Source organism: Hwanghaeella sp. LZ110 (assembly GCF_048892525.1).
In the GTDB taxonomy this organism is placed as follows: Bacteria; Pseudomonadota; Alphaproteobacteria; order UBA8366; family Aestuariispiraceae; genus Pacificispira.
Window position 1 is genome coordinate 777,286 of the sequence record NZ_JBLZHT010000001.1, and the last position, 15,332, is coordinate 792,617.

Consider the following 15,332-nt stretch of genomic DNA (forward strand, 5'->3'; position numbering starts at 1 on the left):
TCGGGGAAGCATCCTTACGCGGGCTTCGCTGCGGTAATGATCAGGCCGCCGACGGATACACCATATTCACTGCGCAGGTCTTCCTGTGTGATATCGATGATAAGCAGGCCTGATTCCTCCAGGACGCGTTCAACATAGGCGGGGTCATGCTTATAGCGACCACTTTGATCCAGTCGATATCCAGGTTCGTCAGCGGTGGCATCATCCATGCGTTCAACGGAAAATCCCAATCGCCCGGTCGGTACCAGGGCATTCAGGAAGCCGGCTGCCGCGCGGCTGAGATCGCCGAAATAGCACAGGACATCTGCCGCAACGATGACATCATACATGTCAGGCGCATTGTTCAGAAAGGCGGTCAGTTCCGCCTTGCTGAGGCGATCATACAGTTGCTTGGATTTGGCCTTTTCCAGCATTTTTGGTGACAGATCCACCCCGTCCAGACGCTGGCAATACGGGGCCAGCAGGGGGCCGCACAGGCCCGTGCCACAACCTGCATCCAGAATGACCAGGTCCCGATTGGGGCTTGGCAGATGTGGCTGCAAGGCTTGCAGGATCAGTGCCGGGGCGCGATAGCCAAGCTCAGCCAGTTTCTCATCAAAGATCGGTGCATAGTCATTGAAGATATCTTCGACATAGGCGGCGTTGGCGGTGTCGGGCAGGCCCAGGCCGGAAATTGCCGCCCCGATATGTTGGGCGTCTGGCACATTGGGGAAGCGCCGCATCCATTCCGCAGCGATGGTGACCGCTTCTTCCACCCTGTCATGGGCATACAGATCGTAAAGCGACTTTCCCAGATTGGAATGGGAAACCAGATCATCGGCGTCGCGCCGCACGGCGCGCCACAGCGTCTCTACCGCCTCTTCCGGCATGTTCAATTCGTAATAGCACAGGCCCAGATTGGTATATTCGGTAAAGGCATCATCGCCGCGCAATTGGCGTGCCCGGGACAGTGTTTCCACGGCCCGTTCATAGTCGTCCTGTTGCACGGCCAATTCCCCGCGCCATTCCAGGGCTTCTAAATGATCCGGTTCTTGTTTCAGGACTTTTTCATAGGCGACAACAGCAGCATCCAATCGGCCCTGGCGATAATGTTCTTCCGCGTCTTCGATCAATTTTTCCAATTTAGCCATAGAAACTCTGGAATCCCCTGTCGCGTTACTCGCTTGGCTTTTCTTTACCGTGGCGCATCATGAATGGCATTTGTGTTGCGAAATATCCAAAGGTCAGCAGCATCAGACCCGGGAAGCGAAAATAGACCCAGATTTCCGTGGCTTGTGTGCGCCATACAATCTCGTTCAAGGCAGCCAGCGCCAGAAAGAAGATCGCCGTTCTCAGGGTCAATAACTTCCAGGCCCGCTCAGGCATTTCCAGGGCTTGGCCCATCACAGCCCGCAGCGGTAGTTTCTTGATCATCAGCCCGCCCAGCAGGATGGCGGCGAACATGGTATTGATCATGCTGGGCTTCATTTTAATGAAGCTCTCATCCTCAAGATACAGCGTCAATCCACCGAAAACCCCGACAATTCCAGCTGTCATCAGCGGCATCCATGGAATTTGCCTTTGCACAACAAAGGAGACGATGACGGCGACGAAACTGGCGACCATGACAACCGCTGTTGCTAGCATCAGGTCTTTGGTTGTCAACCAGGTCACTAAAAATGCCCCCAATGGGGCAAATTCGATTGTTGGCTTCAGCCAGGCCGGGGCTTTTGGAGCCTTGGCGTCCTGGTGCGTGCGCGAAGAAGGGGGGCGTTGATCTGTCATGGCACCCTATATAAGCGATTGTTCCAGTGCCGTCACCCTTCCGATTTCAGCCTTTTCCAATCATTGCAAAAAGGGGGTTTCTATCGGTATACTCTGTGTATGAGCGATTTTGGATCAGGCATTGGTACCCGCATTCAACCACGCCCGCAGGAAGGCATCGGCGGTGGCGTTGGGCTGACTCGTCCTGGCGCTGGTCGGTCGGGCAATTCGGATGCGTCGCCAGGCGATGGGCGGTCCGTTGATTCGACATCCGTTCTGGAAGGCGCCTTCAATCGATTGCGCACCTTGTTGGCTTTCGATGGGGACAAAGGCCCGCGCGAAGGTGTGCGGCGCGGGTTTTACCTGAATATCGTTGTCTGATGGTTCTTGTTTCAACGCACCGTTAACACGATTTTCCCGACATAGCCTTTTTCTCCAAAAGCCTTTTGAGCGGCGGCAATATCGCGCAATGGATAGGTTTCCGCGACCAGGGGGGCTATTTCCTTGCGCTCGATTCGCTGTACCAGATTGCCAAAGACCTGTGGCTCCAGAACCGTACATCCGTAAAAGCTCAAATCCTTAAGATACAGGGTCCGAACATCCAGTTCCACAATCGGGCCAGCGACGGCCCCTGCAACCGCATACCGCCCAGCCGGGCGCAATACGTCCAGCAGGCTGGGCCATTTCTGACCGGCGACCAGATCAATCACGACATCCATACTGTTTCGACCCAATTCGGCGATCAGATCATTGCTGCGATCAACGGTTCTGATCGCGCCCAGGGATTTAAGAGTCTCGGCTTTTGACGGGCTTGTGACGGCAATCACTGTGGCCCCTCTGGCGCGGGCCAGTTGAATGGCAGCAGAGCCGACACCGCCGGATGCGCCGGTGATCAACACGGTGTCATCCGGACCAACATTGGTGCGCGTCAGCATATTTTCCGCCGTTGAATAGGAGCATGGAAATGACGCCAATTGCGCATCCGTTAAATCGCTCACAATCCGATAGGCATGACGGGACGCCACGCGGGTGTAGTCGGCAAAGCCGCCATTGCATTCAGAGCCCAGAAACCACGGCGTTTTCAACCTTTCCCCATTGGCTTCCAGTAAACAGGGTTCAATCAGGACCCGTTCCCCAATGCGCTTGGGGTCTACACCTTCACCGGTGGCAACAATCTGGCCGCAGACATCAATCCCCTGGATCAGTGGGAAGGCTATCGGCGCGCCCGACCATGTGGCGTCGTCTGCATCGCCATCCCCCTTTGAATACCAGGCAAGGCGGGTATTGATGTCGGTATTATTCACCCCCGCAGCGCTGACACGGACAATCACATCCCCTTTTCCGGGCGTGGGGACGGTCAGGTCGTCGCGCCATTCCAGCATTTCCGGCCCGCCGTGACCGGTCAGAACAACGCCGCTCATTTTCTGCGGTAAGGTCATGTAACGCTCCTTCGCCGTGTATCGCCCGCTATCGTATGACTCTATTACCGGGTTTAAGGGTCCTGATGCGAAACATTCAGTATTTTTCGCGACAGATTGTTGCGTCACAAGCCTTATGATCGCAATGACACAACTCTGTCATTGATCCATCCGCCCAAGACCGCTAGAGAGACGCGGTTTTGGCAGTCAATGCCATCTATTTTGAACGACAGATTGAAAAGGGAGCGCCCAATCATGCGCGTGTATTACGATCGTGATGCCGATGTTAATCTGATCAAGACCAAGAAGGTCGCGATCATCGGTTTCGGAAGCCAGGGCCATGCCCATGCGATGAACCTGCGGGACAGCGGAGTGAAAGACATTGTTGTTGGCCTGCGTGAAGGCTCTGCCACCCGCAAAAAGGCGGAAGCAGCCGGCCTGAAATGCATGACCGCAACGGAAGCCGCGAAATGGGCGGATCTGGTCATGATGCTGACCCCTGACGAATTGCAGGGCGACATCTACCGGGACGAATTGCATGGCAACATGAAGGAAGGCGCAGCGATTGCTTTCGCCCATGGCCTGAACATTCATTTCAACTTGATCGAAGCCCGCGCCGATCTGGACGTATTCATGATCGCCCCGAAAGGCCCTGGCCACACAGTTCGCTCTGAATATCTGCGGGGCGGTGGGGTTCCGACCCTGGTTGCCGTGGATCGCGATGCTTCTGGCAATGCGCTGGAACTGGCGCTGTCCTATGCGTGCGCCAATGGCGGCGGCAAGGCCGGGATCATCGAAACCAGCTTCAAGGAAGAATGCGAAACCGATCTGTTCGGGGAGCAGGTTGTTCTGTGCGGCGGTTTGATCGAACTGATCCGCGCTGGTTTTGAAACCCTGGTCGAAGCCGGGTATGCGCCGGAAATGGCCTATTTCGAATGCCTGCACGAAGTGAAGCTGATCGTCGATCTGATCTATGAAGGCGGCATCGCCAACATGAACTACTCGATCTCCAACACGGCGGAATATGGCGAATATGTCACCGGCCCACGCATCATCACTGATGACACCAAGGCGGAAATGAAGCGTGTTCTGCATGACATTCAGTCGGGCAAATTCACCCGTGACTGGATGCTGGAAAATAAGGTCAACCAGACCAGCTTCAAGGCAACCCGCCGCCTGAATGACGCGCATCCGATTGAAGAAGTCGGCACCAAGCTGCGCGCCATGATGCCCTGGATTTCCGAAAAGGCCCTGGTCGACAAAACCAAGAACTAAGCCTTTCCGACATACCGACTACAAAGCCCCTCTCTCAGCCTTGCTGGGGGAGGGTTTTTTTGTACTATACCCCCTCCAAGTTACCGGCCCGTCAGTGGATACATCTGCATGAAAAACAGGGTCACCCTGCGTCAAGCCGCGCCAGAAGAAGCGGAAGAGATCACGGCCTTGATGCTGCGATCCAAGGCACATTGGGGCTATTCAAAGGAGTTCATGGAACATTGTCTTGCGACCCTGTTTATCGAGCGCCGTGTGATAGAGACCGATACAGTGATTGTCGCTGTTTCTGATGCGGATTCACGATTGCTGGGTGTCCAGCATGTGATTTGCTCTCCACCCGATGCGTCTTTGGATAAGCTGTTTGTGGATGATACCGCAATCGGGATGGGAGTCGGGGCTGCCCTGTATGCAGATGCTGTGATACGCGCAAAGGCGCAGGCATGTACACGGATGACAATCGTATCTGACCCGCATGCTGTGCCGTTCTATCAAAGCAGAGGCGCGGTCCTGATTGGGGAGGTTGCGTCAGACAGTATTCCGGGCCGAATGCTGCCCTTGCTGGAGCATGTCTTCTAGGAAGTCACGCTCAAGCCCATCAGGCTGCGGGCAAAATCGCGGGCTTCGAAGGGGCGCATATCTTCGGCTTGTTCGCCAACCCCAATGGCATGTACCGGCAGGCCGAATGTGTCGGCCAGTGCGACCAGAACGCCGCCCTTGGCGGTTCCATCCAGTTTTGTTACGACCAGACCGGTCACTTTCACCATTTCGCCAAAGACCTTGACCTGTTGCAGGGCGTTTTGGCCAACGGTGGCGTCCAGCACCATGATCGTGTCATGGGGGGCACTGTCATCCTGTTTGCCCAGAACCCGCACAACCTTCTGCAATTCCTGCATCAGGCCGGCCTTGTTGTGCAGCCGCCCGGCGGTGTCGACCAGCAGGACATCAACGCCAGCCTCTTTGGCCTCGGTCAGCGCCTCAAACGCCAGGGAGGCGGCGTCACTGCCGGTATCGCGGGCAATGACGGGGCATCCGGTGCGTTCGCCCCAGATCTTCAATTGTTCAACGGCGGCGGCGCGGAACGTATCCCCGGCAGCCAGCATGACCGTTAGGCCCTGGTCTTTATAATGCTTTGCCAATTTTCCGATCGTGGTGGTCTTACCTGATCCATTCACCCCGACAACCAGAACGACATGCGGCTTTTTCGTTCTGTCGATCACAAGCGGTTTCGCAACCGGTTCCAGGACAGAGGTCACATGGGCTGCAAAGGCTTCGCGCACTTCATCGCCGCCGATTTCCTTGTCAAAGCGGGTGCGCGCCAGTTCGGCGGTCATGCGCGCCGCCATGCCAGGGCCCAGATCAGAGCCGATCAGGACGTCTTCCAATTCCTCCAGCGCAGCATCATCCAGCCGACGCTTGCCAGTAAAGATACCGGCAACACCATCGGTCAGCCGTGCGGAGGTCTTCGCCAGACCCTGCTTTAGTTTTTCAAACCACCCTAACGCCATGTCTCACTGTCTTTCGATTTTACTATTTCAGGCTCCGCATTTGGTTTGTTGCCCCTGGACCCCGGATCAAGTCCGGGGGGGACGCATTGAAGGTATCATTTTTTGAAGACGTCATTCCCGCGCAGGCGGGAATCCAGGACCGCCAGCACAAATCAATACGTTCTACGCCGCCGCCAGCTTGCTTAGGACTTCTCCTCGTATAACACCATCTTTGATCTCTCCCAATCGCGCGCGGACCAGGGTGCCATCGGGCATATCGCCGATCAGGCGCACGGGCGCGAAACCTTCGCTATGTCCCAGGCCATTGCGCTCTATCAGAACATTGGCTTCTGTTCCGCGCAGAGAGGAAAGGTACTTCGCCTCTGCCTTCGCCCCTGCTTCGCGCAGTTTGCGGGCGCGGGCCTTGCGGTCCGCCTTGGGCACTTGATTGGGAATGCGGGCAGCGGGCGTACCGGGGCGTTCCGAATAGGGGAAGATATGCATCCAGGTCAGGCCAGCCTCTTCAATGATGTTCAGGCTGTTCTGGAACATGTCTTCGGTTTCGGTGGGGAATCCGGCGATCAGATCCGCCCCGAAGACGATTTCCGGCCGATTGGCGCGCAGGGTTTCAATCAGGTTGATCGCATCAGCACGGGAATGCCGTCGCTTCATGCGTTTTAAGATCATATCATCGCCTGATTGCAGCGACAGATGCAGGTGGGGCATCAGGCGTTCTTCTTCGGCCATGGCGCGGAACAGGTCCGGGTCCAGTTCAATGCAATCCACCGAAGAAATGCGCAGTCTGGGTAGGTCCGGCACCAGCTTCAGGATGCGCCGAACCAGTTGTCCCAAACCCTGTTCCCCCGGCAGATCCCCGCCATAGGAGGTGATGTCGACGCCGCTGATGACAACTTCCTGTACGCCATTTTCCACCAGGGTCCGAATCTGCCCAATCACCTCTCCGGCGGGCACAGATCGGCTGTTGCCGCGCCCATAGGGAATGATGCAGAAGGTGCAACGATGGTCACAGCCATTCTGTACCTGAACGAAGGCCCGGGTGCGCTCGGCAAATCCATCGATCAAATGTCCGGCGGTTTCGGTGACCGACATGATGTCATTGACCACGACACGCTCTTCAGCAGCGGCGCCATAGGTTTCTGGCCGCAGCTTCTCCTGATTGCCAACAACGCGGCTGACTTCCGGCATGGCGGCATAGGTGCCTGGGTCGATCTGGGCCGCGCAACCGGTGACCATGATTTCAGCGTCGGGATTGTCCCGGCGCAGCTTGCGGATTGTCTGGCGCGCCTGGCGTTCTGCCTCCGCCGTTACAGCGCAGGTATTGACGACAATCAGGTTCTCACGACCGCCTGCCGTAGCCAGATTACGGATCGCCTCTGACTCAAAGGCATTCAGGCGACAGCCGAAGGTGATGATTTCCAGGGCGTTCGTTGTGTCGGGGGTCTTGGTCACAGCGCCATCTCCCCGATAAAGCTAAGGGCGGTCGGCCCGGTCATCAGGACATGACCATCCTCCTGCCGCCACTGGATAGACATTTCACCGCCATCCACGCGAATTTTGACGGGTGCAGAGGCTGCATCGACCAACCCGCGTCGATGGGCGGCAACAGCCGTTGCGCAGGTGCCAGATCCGCAAGCCAGCGTGATTCCCGCGCCACGCTCCCAGACCCGCAGGCGCAACTGCCCATCGGGAGAGAGGGATGCGATTTCGACATTTGTGCGCCTTGGGAACAACCGATGATGTTCCAGGATCGGTCCTAGCGTTGGCAGGTCAATCGCCTCGGCATCTTCAACAAAAAACACACAATGCGGGTTGCCCATTCCCACGGCGACCGGGTCGGAAAGGGGGCCTTGGGAAATGTTGAGATGCAGTGTGTCCATAGCAGAGGCCAAAGGCACATCCTGCCAGTCCAGCAAGGCAGCGCCCATATCGATGGTGACCATGTCATCCTGACGCCGCCCCAACAGGCGCCCCCTGATCGTATCGATGGTGCAGGTGGCTTTGCCCAGTTCGGTCATCACCTGATTGGCGACACAGCGCGTGCCGTTGCCACAGGCCTCTGCCTCACTGCCATCTGGATTATAGATTCGCAGGAATATATCGGCGTCTTGCGACTGGGGCGGGTGTATCACCATCAACTGGTCAAAACCGATACCGAAATGTCGATCCCCAATCAGGCGGATGCGGGATTCCGGCAGGTCAATCGGCTCTGCCCGTGCGTCCAGCACGACAAAGTCGTTCCCAAGCCCATGCATCTTCTTGAACGCCACCATGGTCGTCCTCGCCAAAACAGTCTTAAAATAGCTGCGCCACCCGCAATCAGGGTGCCCGTTTCAGGGCCCTATATAAGACGGGTTGGCTGCTGACGCAATTTGACTGTTGTTTCAGGGCAAATGCAGGGGGCGACTCTCGGTAGGTTGTTATGCGTAAAGCTCGCTCTCACTGATTTCCAAGACCATTCTGAAAAAGGCGCGGCGTTGATACGGGGCCTCAATCGCATTGAAATATCCGGCCAGCATGCGCGCTTCATCATCGGAATCCGGATTGGTGCCTTCAACCAAGTCCAATCCATCATAGAACGTTTCCACCGGGTGATTCAGGGCGCGCGCGATAAGAAATAACGCACTGGCGGAAATTCTGTTCTCTCCCGATTCATATTTACGGATTTGCTTAAAGCTGAGGCCGATATCCTGACCCAACTGCGCCTGTGTGATTTTTTGGGCGCGGCGCAAGCGTTTGACATTCGCCCCAACCAATTTATCGACATCTGTTGGCTGTCGGCGCGTGCCTTTGTGTTGCTGAGCCATGAATTTCCCTCTTTAATGGTATAACTATTATTTGCACACCGAAATCGGTTATTCAATGTTTAATGGCGCAAAAAATTATTTGTACGTAAAAGGGGAAATTTAATCACCGGGTTTGCCGCTGAACCGTCCGGCCCCCAAGCAAGTGTGACAGTTGTGCTTGACCGGCGGGGTGGAACGCCTTAGAAACCGCCTCACATCAGGCAGTCACATCTGCAGAAGGTCCTAAGGGGTCCCGCCGGTCCGCGAGTTTCGCGCACCGGCGCGTTTTGCGTTGTGTGTGCTTTGCTGAAGCAGGAGCGTGCATGTTTGAGTCATTGTCAGATCGGCTGGGCGGCGTATTCGATGCCCTGAAACGACGGGGTTCGCTGAAGGCGGGCGACGTTGATGCCGCTATGCGTGACATTCGCGTGGCGCTGCTGGAAGCCGATGTCGCACTGCCAGTCGTGAAAGACTTCATTGCCAGCGTGCGCGAACAGGCCGTTGGCGAGGCTGTGCTGCGATCCGTGACGCCGGGTCAGCAGGTGGTCAAGATCGTCAGCGATGCCTTGACTGCGTTGCTGAGTTCAGACGATCAGGACCTGAACCTGATCGGGGAGCCGCCCTTTGCGATCCTGATGGTCGGGTTGCAAGGGTCTGGTAAGACGACGACGACGGCGAAGCTTGGTAAGCGCCTGACGGAAAAAGACCGCAAGAAGGTGCTGATGGCGTCCCTGGACGTGTATCGCCCGGCGGCACAAGAACAGCTTAAAATTCTGGGCGAACAGACCGGCGTTGCGACCTTGCCGATCGTAGCAGGGCAACAGCCCGTCGCGATTGCCAAGCGGGCGCTGAACGCAGCGCGACTGGGCGGGTATGACATCGTCCTGTTGGATACCGCGGGTCGCCTGCATGTCGATGAACAATTGATGGGAGAAGTCGCCGCCGTGCGCGATGCGGCTGTCCCGCGCGAGACCCTGCTGGTGGCCGACAGCATGACCGGTCAGGATGCGGTAACGGTCGCTAAAAGCTTCCAGGATCGCGTGGGCCTGAGTGGTATCGTCCTGACGCGCGTTGATGGCGATGCCCGCGGTGGTGCGGCATTGTCCATGCGTCAGATCACCGGCAAGCCGATCAAATTCCTGGGCACCGGCGAAAAGATGGACGAGATCGAGCCCTTTAAGGCTGATCGCGTTGCCGGTCGCATTCTGGGGATGGGCGATGTCGTTTCCCTGGTGGAGCGCGCTGCCGAGTCTATTGATCAGGCCGAGGCCGAAAAGATCGCCCGCAAAATGCAGAAGGGCGAATACGACCTGGAAGACATGGCCCAGCAGCTCAAACAGATGCGCAAAATGGGCGGCATGGAAGGTCTGATGGGCATGTTGCCCGGCATTGCCAAAATGAAAAAGCAAATGGCCGGTGCCAATCTGGACCCGAAGGCGTTGATCCGGCAGGAAGCGATCATCTCTTCCATGACCCCTCAGGAACGACGCAACCCGAAGGTATTGCACGCCTCGCGCAAGCGTCGCGTGGCTGCTGGGTCGGGCACCAGTGTTCAGGACATCAACAAGCTGCTGAAACAGCACCAAACGATGGCCAAGATGATGAAGCAGGTCTCCAAAATGGGCAAAAAGGGCATGATGGGTATGCCCGGCGGCATGGGTGGAGATATGAGCGCCCTGATGGGCGGTGCGAATATGGGGGGCGGATCCATGGGCAAGGGCCCGGGTCAGCTTCCAGGATTGGGAGGGATGCCCCCTGGTTTCCCCCCCGGCTTTCCGAAGAAATAGCGTTTAAAGCTACAACCCGGTCGGATGCGTTTTCCGATCAAATAATAACCGAGTACCAGCGTTTCAATTAGGACTGGAGAACACGAATGAGCCTTAAAATCCGGATGTCCCGTGGTGGCGCCAAAAAGCGTCCCTTTTATCGTATCGTTGTTGCGGATACCCGCGCACCGCGCGATGGCCGCTTCATCGAGAAGATCGGCTTCCACAACCCAATGATGCCCCGCGATCATGCAGAACGCCTGAGCATCAATCTGGACCGCGCCAAATATTGGATGTCGGTCGGCGCGAAGCCGTCACCGCGCGTTCACCGTTTCCTGGCCGATGCCGGCGTGATGGAAAAGGCGTCGATCCCAGAGCAGACCAAACAGCATCTGCCGCGCGCCAAGGAACAGGAACGTATCCGCGAGCGTGAACAGAAGGCCAAGGAAGCTGCGGAAGCTGCCAAGGCTGAAGCTGCCGAAGCTGCTGCTGCTGCGGAAGCAGAAGCGGCGGAAGCTGCTGCTGCCCCTGCTGAAGAAGCCCCGGCTGAAGAAGCCCCTGCTGAAGAAGCGGCTGCAGAAGCGACCGAGGAAGCAAAGACCGAGTAATCCGGTAACGGATTGCATCGGCCCAGAGGTCGCATCATGCCGGATGGAATCGGACAGATGGTAGAAAGCAAACTGATCGTCGGAGTTGTCACGGGCGCCCATGGCGTGCGCGGACAACTGCGCGTGAAGAGCTTTACCGCCGATCCCGCCGATTTAACGGCATATGGACCCCTGACCGATCAGACCGGTGATACTGTCTATAAGCTGACCCTGAAAGGGGAAGTGAAGGGGCAATTGATCGCCAGCCTGGCCGGATGCACGGATCGGAATGCTGCGGAAGCTTTGCGGGGAACGGAATTCTATCTGGATCGGGCCTTGTTGCCCCAGGCGGATAAGGAAGAATTCTACCACGCGGATCTGATCGGAATGGCTGCACTGGACGGGGCTGGAACCCATATGGGAACAGTCCGGGCGGTGTTTGATTTTGGCAGCGGCGATATGCTGGAAGTGGTGGGCGCAGACGGGTCAGTTGTCCTGTATCCCTTCATGGAAGCGGTTGTTCCCGAAGTTGACCTGGATGCCGGTCGCCTGACCATTCTGCCCCCGGCGGAAGTCGAAGCGACACAGGGTGAAGAAGAAGGGGAGGAGGCCTGATATCATGGCGCATACCATCCCTTCCGCAACGCCCTGGCATGTGACGGCCTTGACCCTGTTCCCGGAAATGTTTCCGGGCGTGCTGGGTCATTCCATCGCAGGCAAGGCGTTGCAATCCGGTCTGTGGCAGATGGAAACGGTTGATATCCGGGGCTTTGCAACGGATCGTCATGCAACTGTGGACGATGCGCCAATGGGGGGTGGGGCCGGTATGGTCATGCGCCCTGATGTGTTGGATGCAGCGATTGCCTCAGTGGCTGATAAGCCGGGGCCCTTACTGTATCTGTCGCCACGCGGTCGGGTCTTTGATCAGGCACGGGCTCGGGATCTGGCGACAGGATCAGGGGTGCGGGTGTTATGCGGTCGGTATGAAGGGGTGGATCAGCGGGTGCTGGACAAATGGGAAATCGAAGAGGTCAGCCTTGGCGATTTCGTTCTGTCTGGTGGCGAGCCTGCAGCCCTGACGATGCTGGATGCCTGTCTGCGGTTGCTGCCGGGTGTCATGGGGTCACGCGAGTCTTTGGACGAAGAAAGTTTTGAAGGCGGATTGTTAGAATATCCGCACTATACGCGGCCAGCGGAATGGGAGGGACGGCACGTGCCGGAAGTCCTGCTGTCTGGTCATCACAAAAACATCCGGGCCTGGCGACGGGCCCAAGCCGAAGCCGTGACACAGCGGCGTCGGCCGGATTTATGGTCCCGCTATATCAGCGCCGGGGCTAATCATGTTGCGTAACGCAAAAGGTTTGCGAAGAAAGGAACCGAGGTCATGAATATCATTGAACAGATCAATGCCGAGCAGGTCGAAAAGCGTTTGACCACTGGCGAGGCGATCCCGACATTTTCGCCGGGTGACACGATCGTTGTCCGTGTGAAGGTTGTCGAAGGCACGCGCGAGCGTATCCAGGCTTTCGAAGGCGTTTGCATCGGCCGCAAGAATGCTGGCGTGAATTCCAACTTCACCGTCCGCAAGATTTCTTATGGTGAAGGCGTGGAACGTGTGTTCCCGCTGTACAGCCCGCGGATCGAAGGCATTGACGTCGTGCGTCGCGGTAAAGTCCGCCGTGCGAAGCTGTACTTCCTGCGTGGTCGTACCGGTAAGTCCGCCCGTATCATCGAACGCACCACCGGTCGCGGCATGAAGAACGGCCGCTATCAGGGCGACTAAAGACCATCGGGCCTGTACCGGATTACGTCGGTACAGGCGCAGGTCGATGCCTTTTGGAAAGAGTACTTTTATCTTTTCACGAGGCGGATGAAGTCTTGTGACCGTTAAGGGATATGCGATTGCCTTTCGGGGTGGTAGCAAACCTGTCCAGAAATGTGGCAAGTCGCATGAATGGATCAGGGCCTTTCAGAACTGGTGCTGTGGCGTGATCCGCTGACCTTGAGCAAAGCGAGGCAGAAAAGGGGTAAGGAAAGCATGACGAAGCCAAGAACGCTGTTTGATAAAATCTGGGATAGCCACATTGTCGATAGACAGGATGATGGTACCTGCCTGATTTATATCGACCGCCATTTGGTGCATGAAGTGACCAGCCCGCAGGCTTTTGAAGGTCTGCGTGTTTCCGGTCGCAAAGTGCGGCGTCCAGAGCTTACCCTGGCTGTGCCGGATCACAATGTGCCGACCGCAAACCGCGCCAGCGGGATCGAGGATGAGGAAAGCCGCATCCAGGTCGAAACCCTGTCGTCCAATGCGAAAGAATTCGGCGTGCCGATTTTTGAAATGAGCGATGTTCGCCAGGGCATCGTTCATATCATCGGACCGGAACAGGGCTTCACCCTGCCTGGCATGACGATTGTTTGCGGCGACAGTCACACCGCGACCCATGGCGCGTTTGGCTCTCTGGCGTTTGGTATTGGAACGTCGGAAGTTGAGCATGTTCTGGCGACCCAGACGCTGCAGCAGAACCCGGCAAAGAATATGCGTGTCACAGTCAATGGCGCATTGCCCACTGGTGTTACGGCAAAGGATCTGATCCTGGCGATCATTGGCAAGATTGGCACGGCGGGCGGGACCGGCCATGTCATTGAATTTGCCGGTCAGGCGATCCGCGATTTGTCCATGGAAGGGCGTATGACTGTCTGTAACATGGCAATTGAAGGCGGTGCACGCGCTGGTCTGATTGCGCCTGATGAGACGACATTCGCCTACCTGAAAGGCCGCGAAATGGCGCCCAAGGGAGAGACCTGGGAAAAAGCTGTGGCCTATTGGAAGACGCTGCCCAGCGATGAGGGCGCGCTTTATGACAAGGAAGTCACCCTGGATGTCGCCGATATCCCACCACAAATCACCTGGGGCACCAGCCCGGAAGATGTGGTTGCGATCACCGGAACGGTGCCTAATCCGCAATCCTATGGTTCGGGTAAGGCTGCTGCCGCGCAACGCTCCCTGGACTATATGGGGCTGACGGCGGGCATGAAGATGACCGATGTCAAAATCGATACGGTTTTCATCGGGTCCTGCACCAATGGTCGGATTGAAGACCTGCGCACGGTCGCTGCCATCGCCAAGGGCCGCAAGGTCGCAGACGGTGTCCGCGCTATGGTGGTGCCGGGGTCCGGCCTTGTGAAGCAGCAGGCGGAAGCAGAAGGCCTGGATAAAATCCTGATTGCCGCAGGTTTTGATTGGCGGGAACCAGGCTGTTCCATGTGTCTGGCCATGAATGCCGATAAGCTGGCCCCGAAGGAACGCTGTGCTTCAACGTCCAATCGCAATTTTGAAGGTCGTCAGGGCCGGGGTGGTCGGACCCATCTGGTCAGCCCAGGCATGGCCGCTGCCGCTGCTTTGAAAGGCCACCTGGCCGATGTTCGGGAGTTCCTGTCATGACCCACCAAATGCCCCTGCCCAAGGATCATCTGGACCGCCTGTTTGGCCGCGATATGCAATACAGCGCCTGGCAGATCGATGTTCCGGCCCCTGCAAATGATGATGCCATGATCAGCGCGATGGATGCCGCCATCCTGATGTCCCTGATTAAACGCCGCAAGCGGTAAGAGAGGATCAGACAGTCATGAAACCCTTCACCGAATTGACCGGCATCGCTGCCCCGATGGATATGATCAACATCGATACCGATATGATCATCCCCAAGCAGTTTTTGAAAACCATTCAGCGTTCCGGCCTGGGCAAGAATCTGTTTGATGAAATGCGCTTTGATGACAATGGCACTCCCAAGCCAGATTTCGTGCTGAACAAAGAGCCTTACACCCATGCGCAAATCCTGATCGCCGGGGCCAATTTTGGCTGTGGGTCCAGTCGGGAACATGCGCCGTGGGCATTGGAAGATTTTGGCATTCGCTGTGTCATCGCACCCAGTTTTGCCGATATTTTCCACGGCAATTGTTTCAAGAACGGGATTCTGCCGATCCGGCTGCCGGAAGAGACCGTAAAGTCGCTGATGGAAAAGTCAGAGCGCGGTCAGAATGCCCAGTTCACAATCGACCTTCCCCGTCAGGTTATCGTCGATCCCGATGGCACGGAAATCCCGTTCGAAGTGGATTCGTTCCGCAAGCATTGTCTGCTGAACGGCCTGGATGATATCGCGCTGACCTTGCAGAAAGGGGCGGCCATCGACGGCTACGAAGATGACCGCAGCCGCACAGCACCCTGGACCACCCCGGCCGCCGCTGAATAAGG

General features: G+C 57.0%; 17 protein-coding genes and 1 pseudogene. 11 read left to right on the forward strand and 7 right to left on the reverse strand.

The genetic code is table 11. The annotated features are described in order from the left end of the window. Nucleotides 1–14 precede the first annotated feature (14 nt). Both ACOSDM_RS03425 and ACOSDM_RS03430 read right to left on the reverse strand, forming a co-directional pair. Nucleotides 15–1,130, reverse strand: a complete 1,116-nt coding sequence (locus tag ACOSDM_RS03425) for a methyltransferase (protein WP_420723078.1) — start codon at nucleotides 1,128–1,130, stop codon at nucleotides 15–17. A gap of 25 nt (nucleotides 1,131–1,155) precedes the next feature. Next, nucleotides 1,156–1,764 (reverse strand): inner membrane-spanning protein YciB, encoded by a 609-nt coding sequence (locus ACOSDM_RS03430; RefSeq protein WP_420723079.1) that lies wholly within the window; start codon nucleotides 1,762–1,764, stop codon nucleotides 1,156–1,158. Between the two features lie 99 nt (nucleotides 1,765–1,863). On the opposite strand from ACOSDM_RS03430, the gene ACOSDM_RS03435 reads away from it, so the two are divergent. Next, nucleotides 1,864–2,124 (forward strand): hypothetical protein, encoded by a 261-nt coding sequence (locus ACOSDM_RS03435; RefSeq protein WP_420723080.1) that lies wholly within the window; start codon nucleotides 1,864–1,866, stop codon nucleotides 2,122–2,124. A gap of 11 nt (nucleotides 2,125–2,135) precedes the next feature. On the opposite strand, the gene ACOSDM_RS03440 is transcribed toward ACOSDM_RS03435, so the two are convergent. After that, on the reverse strand, nucleotides 2,136–3,182 hold the full coding sequence (locus ACOSDM_RS03440) for an alcohol dehydrogenase family protein (RefSeq protein WP_420723081.1): 1,047 nt from the start codon (nucleotides 3,180–3,182) through the stop codon (nucleotides 2,136–2,138). A 234-nt stretch (nucleotides 3,183–3,416) separates the two neighbouring features. On the opposite strand from ACOSDM_RS03440, the gene ilvC reads away from it, so the two are divergent. After that, complete coding sequence (gene ilvC / locus ACOSDM_RS03445) at nucleotides 3,417–4,436, forward strand: ketol-acid reductoisomerase (RefSeq protein ID WP_420723082.1); 1,020 nt, start codon at nucleotides 3,417–3,419, stop codon at nucleotides 4,434–4,436. A 108-nt stretch (nucleotides 4,437–4,544) separates the two neighbouring features. Then, on the forward strand, nucleotides 4,545–5,012 hold the full coding sequence (locus ACOSDM_RS03450; protein ID WP_420723083.1) for a GNAT family N-acetyltransferase: 468 nt from the start codon (nucleotides 4,545–4,547) through the stop codon (nucleotides 5,010–5,012). Here ACOSDM_RS03450 and ftsY read toward each other — a convergent pair. The 4 genes from ftsY to ACOSDM_RS03470 form a co-directional block, all read right to left on the reverse strand. After that, the gene (gene ftsY, locus ACOSDM_RS03455) at nucleotides 5,009–5,941 is read right to left on the reverse strand and encodes a signal recognition particle-docking protein FtsY (RefSeq protein WP_420723084.1); all 933 of its coding nucleotides are present in this window, start codon (nucleotides 5,939–5,941) and stop codon (nucleotides 5,009–5,011) included. The genes ACOSDM_RS03450 and ftsY overlap by 4 nt on opposite strands. 162 nt (nucleotides 5,942–6,103) lie before the next feature. Then, nucleotides 6,104–7,390, reverse strand: a complete 1,287-nt coding sequence (mtaB, locus tag ACOSDM_RS03460; protein ID WP_420723085.1) for a tRNA (N(6)-L-threonylcarbamoyladenosine(37)-C(2))-methylthiotransferase MtaB — start codon at nucleotides 7,388–7,390, stop codon at nucleotides 6,104–6,106. After that, complete coding sequence (gene dapF, locus ACOSDM_RS03465) at nucleotides 7,387–8,211, reverse strand: diaminopimelate epimerase (RefSeq protein ID WP_420723086.1); 825 nt, start codon at nucleotides 8,209–8,211, stop codon at nucleotides 7,387–7,389. Before dapF ends, mtaB begins: the two co-directional genes overlap by 4 nt. Nucleotides 8,212–8,358: 147 nt before the next feature. Then, the gene (locus tag ACOSDM_RS03470) at nucleotides 8,359–8,745 is read right to left on the reverse strand and encodes a helix-turn-helix domain-containing protein (RefSeq protein ID WP_420723087.1); all 387 of its coding nucleotides are present in this window, start codon (nucleotides 8,743–8,745) and stop codon (nucleotides 8,359–8,361) included. A gap of 302 nt (nucleotides 8,746–9,047) precedes the next feature. Here ACOSDM_RS03470 and ffh point away from each other — a divergent pair, with 302 nt between their 5' ends. The 8 genes and pseudogenes from ffh (at nucleotide 9,048) to leuD (ending at nucleotide 15,330) form a co-directional block, all read left to right on the forward strand. Then, complete coding sequence (ffh, locus tag ACOSDM_RS03475) at nucleotides 9,048–10,511, forward strand: signal recognition particle protein (RefSeq protein ID WP_420723088.1); 1,464 nt, start codon at nucleotides 9,048–9,050, stop codon at nucleotides 10,509–10,511. An 86-nt stretch (nucleotides 10,512–10,597) separates the two neighbouring features. Next, nucleotides 10,598–10,954 (forward strand): annotated as a pseudogene (gene rpsP, locus ACOSDM_RS03480) (30S ribosomal protein S16); the annotation flags it as partial. A 201-nt stretch (nucleotides 10,955–11,155) separates the two neighbouring features. Continuing rightward, nucleotides 11,156–11,692, forward strand: a complete 537-nt coding sequence (rimM, locus tag ACOSDM_RS03485; protein WP_420723089.1) for a ribosome maturation factor RimM — start codon at nucleotides 11,156–11,158, stop codon at nucleotides 11,690–11,692. A 4-nt stretch (nucleotides 11,693–11,696) separates the two neighbouring features. Then, nucleotides 11,697–12,428 carry a tRNA (guanosine(37)-N1)-methyltransferase TrmD gene (gene trmD, locus ACOSDM_RS03490; RefSeq protein WP_420723090.1) on the forward strand — a complete coding sequence of 244 codons (732 nt, stop codon included), beginning with the start codon at nucleotides 11,697–11,699 and terminating at the stop codon, nucleotides 12,426–12,428. Between the two features lie 33 nt (nucleotides 12,429–12,461). After that, nucleotides 12,462–12,860, forward strand: coding sequence for a 50S ribosomal protein L19 (gene rplS, locus ACOSDM_RS03495; protein WP_420723091.1), 399 nt, complete (start codon nucleotides 12,462–12,464; stop codon nucleotides 12,858–12,860). 255 nt (nucleotides 12,861–13,115) lie between these two features. Further along, nucleotides 13,116–14,522, forward strand: a complete 1,407-nt coding sequence (gene leuC / locus ACOSDM_RS03500; RefSeq protein WP_420723092.1) for a 3-isopropylmalate dehydratase large subunit — start codon at nucleotides 13,116–13,118, stop codon at nucleotides 14,520–14,522. Beyond that, on the forward strand, nucleotides 14,519–14,689 hold the full coding sequence (locus tag ACOSDM_RS03505; RefSeq protein ID WP_420723093.1) for a hypothetical protein: 171 nt from the start codon (nucleotides 14,519–14,521) through the stop codon (nucleotides 14,687–14,689). Before leuC ends, ACOSDM_RS03505 begins: the two co-directional genes overlap by 4 nt. A gap of 17 nt (nucleotides 14,690–14,706) precedes the next feature. Next, nucleotides 14,707–15,330, forward strand: coding sequence for a 3-isopropylmalate dehydratase small subunit (gene leuD / locus ACOSDM_RS03510; RefSeq protein ID WP_420723094.1), 624 nt, complete (start codon nucleotides 14,707–14,709; stop codon nucleotides 15,328–15,330). Nucleotides 15,331–15,332: the final 2 nt, after the last annotated feature.